The organism is Candidatus Hydrogenedentota bacterium (assembly GCA_019695095.1).
Taxonomy (GTDB): domain Bacteria; phylum Hydrogenedentota; class Hydrogenedentia; order Hydrogenedentales; family SLHB01; genus JAIBAQ01.
Genome location: JAIBAQ010000385.1, coordinates 1 through 2,780, shown reverse-complemented (window position 1 = coordinate 2,780; position 2,780 = coordinate 1). Strand labels below are relative to the sequence as shown.

Genomic DNA, 2,780 nt, shown 5'->3' with positions numbered 1-2,780 from the left:
GCGCTACGTGCCGCGCGTTATCGTCACCGACCCGCTCAAAAGCGACGAAGCCGCCCGTAAAGAACGGATTCCCGAGGTCGAACATCGCCCGCACCAGGGGTTGAATAACCGTGCCGAACGATCCCACCCGCCGACCCGACGACGCTTGAAACCTGGCGGCGGGTGACGTATGCCCAACAGACTGGTGGAATCTCCAAATCCCTTCACATTCACGGATTCGGCGACGCTGTCGCGACCGCTTGCATGCTATGCTGGCGAAGGACTGCGTTGGCATTGATGCCTCATCGCATCTGCGACGATAATCGTGATCATTGATGCTTTGAACAACCCTCGACCATTATGCCCTGGACAACTCTCAGTCGCGCATGTGCGATCGCGAAGAAATCGAATCGTCCGATACTGCTGGTCTTCACCATAACGAACACGCGAGGCGAACCGTCCTACAACTTGCTCGACGCACTGGACAACCATCCCGGCTGTCGCGATCTCGTTGCGCGTGCATTTTCGGTCGTCCGCGTTCACACGCGGTTGCCGGCTTGGAACGAGCGCGAATCTGTCAAAGCGTTGAAAGTGCAGTTCGACGTGGAAGGGTACCCGACGATGATCGTCACTCGCGATGGCAAGACGGTCGTCGACCGGTTACTCGGTTGTCCTACGCCGGACTTGATTCAGCAATTTCTCGAAGGTGCGAGCGGCGAATACCGGTTGCCGACGTGATCGGCAACGAACCGCAGGTCTCGGTTCCCAAGCGACGTAAGCGCTGCAATGTCCTCCCTGAAACCTTAACCGCGTCCGCCAGCCTACACGGTTAGGGCTTCAATACGGTGTTTGGGTGGCGCTTGCGCTCTTCTTATTGGAGGGAGCTGGAAACACGATGTACCGGGGGCAAGGATCATGAAACGAATGCAAACCGGTGAAGGCTGGCCGGCCATCCGCCACGCTTAGCGCGCAGCACCGTTCACGTATTAGACGCACCCCTCGGCGGACCCGCCGCGAAAAAGACCGTACATTCACCGTAGCCGCCGACGGTTCTCTGAACATAGAGGTCCCCTGACTTGGTATTCAGCGGCTTCAGCCTGCCGCAATCAAAGCGACTGACACCTTGGTCCGGGCCAGCCGACTGGGCAATGATGACCTGGAAGTCCTTGCCGACGATTTTCACTTCATCGACGACGGCGATATGGACAGGGCTGCTGCCGCCTTTCCGGTAGTAGATCATGGCGTCGCCGGAGGCCACGTCCGCGACAGCCTTGCGCCGATTCACGTCGTAGGATCCGATGATTGTCTCCGGATCGATACCCCAGAAGTTCCCGGCGAAACCGTTGCAATCCAGGCCGATGTTCGCGGTGCAATACTGATTGACCGTCTTGGCGTCGGTGAGCTTGTAACGCGAGGCAAGCTGCACAACATTGCGGATATCCTCCGGCGAGCCCTTGCCGTAGAAGACGCGCTGGAGCTTGACACGGTCGTACGCTATGTCGCTGATCTTGAATTTCAGCGGCCCGGGATATTTGACCTTTAGCTCGCCCACGATGCTGTTGAGCAACTGAAAGAGCGCCTTGCCAGCGTTCATATTTCGCGGCAGCTTGAGGCCGTTGTTGAGGTACCGGTCAATCTTAAGGGTGACCACGGTTTTCTCGTCATCGAGCTTTGCCTTGAGGTTGAGGTAAGTTAAGTTCGCGTAGTTCCACGGTGAGATGGGCATGCTAGACTCCTTGAAATGAGAATAAGAATTGAATAGGTCGGCGCCGACGGCCCTTTACCGTCATTGAGCCGTACCTCGTAAGGGTCAGCGGACGATTGCAGGATACATCGGAGGAAGTTCTCGAATCCTTCCCGCAACCTGATCAAGTTCTTATCATTTTCGGAATCACCCCCGGGCGAACATCGTCCCAAATCGCCGATGACAACAAGCGTCCACCGTTTCGCGGCTTTCGAACTCGATAGAGACTGCCGAGCCTTGCGACTCAAGGGTCGCGAAGTTTCCTTGCAGCCCCTGATTTTTGACTTGCTCTGGCATCTCGTCGAAAACCAGGATCGGGTTGTGAGCAAGGAGGAACTGCTCGACACCCTGTGGTCCGGTGTGATCGTCACGGAGAGTTCCTTGCAACGAGCGGTCAGTCTGGCGCGAGCGGCCTTGCAGCAGGGCGGACTGGGAGAAGCGATCCGCAACTACGCGCGGCGAGGATACCGCTTCCATATCGACGCTCTAGAACCGGTGACTGATGCTACCCCGCACGATGCCACCCCGCACGATGCCACCCCGCACGATGCCACCCCGCACGAGACCTCTGCGACCACCGGGGCGGACCGCTGCTTCGCCCACGCCCAGTGGAAAGCTGCCATGCAAGGCTTCGCCGAGGCGGATCGCGTGGCGCCGCTGGACGCGGAATCGCTCGAACGTTGGGCCAACGCCGCCCTGTACGCAGGCGATCTAGCGAGCGCCGTGCTCCCCTTGGAGCGCGCCGCCGTTTCCTATTCCAGCCGGGGCGAGCATGAGGCGGCTGCCCGGGTCACGATCGGCTTGGCACGCATCCAACTTGAGTCATTGAATGTGGCGGTGGCGCAAGGCTGTCTGCGTCGCGCGACGCGTTTGCTAAGCGGACTACCCCGTGGCGAACAGCATGGCTTCCTGGCGTGGATGACGGCGCGACTATATTTGAATAACGGTGACTTGCCCGAGGCCATCCGATACGCTCTGGAAGCTCGCGACATCGGACGTGCGTTACAAAATACGGATATCGAGACCATGGGCCTTCTGTTATGGGGCATCGGGCTGC

At 58.8% G+C, this 2,780-nt stretch carries 3 protein-coding genes; 2 read left to right on the top strand and 1 reads right to left on the bottom strand.

What is annotated here, in order from left to right; all coding sequences use genetic code 11:
* Nucleotides 1-339 precede the first annotated feature (339 nt).
* Nucleotides 340-717, top strand: a complete 378-nt coding sequence (locus tag K1Y02_26705; protein MBX7259974.1) for a thioredoxin family protein — start codon at nucleotides 340-342, stop codon at nucleotides 715-717.
* A gap of 241 nt (nucleotides 718-958) precedes the next feature.
* On the opposite strand, the gene K1Y02_26700 is transcribed toward K1Y02_26705, so the two are convergent.
* The gene (locus K1Y02_26700) at nucleotides 959-1,705 is read right to left on the bottom strand and encodes a hypothetical protein (GenBank protein ID MBX7259973.1); all 747 of its coding nucleotides are present in this window, start codon (nucleotides 1,703-1,705) and stop codon (nucleotides 959-961) included.
* Nucleotides 1,706-1,903: 198 nt separating this feature from the next.
* Between K1Y02_26700 and K1Y02_26695 the strand changes: the two genes are divergently transcribed.
* Nucleotides 1,904-2,780 (top strand): winged helix-turn-helix domain-containing protein (locus K1Y02_26695; GenBank protein MBX7259972.1); only part of this gene is annotated, 877 nt, incomplete at its 3' end.

Coding starts and splice junctions, on each gene's coding strand:
- K1Y02_26705 (MBX7259974.1), top strand. CDS start 340: ATGCCCTGGACAACTCTCAGTCGCGCATGTGCGATCGCGAAGAAATCG.
- K1Y02_26700 (MBX7259973.1), bottom strand. CDS start 1,705: ATGCCCATCTCACCGTGGAACTACGCGAACTTAACTTACCTCAACCTC.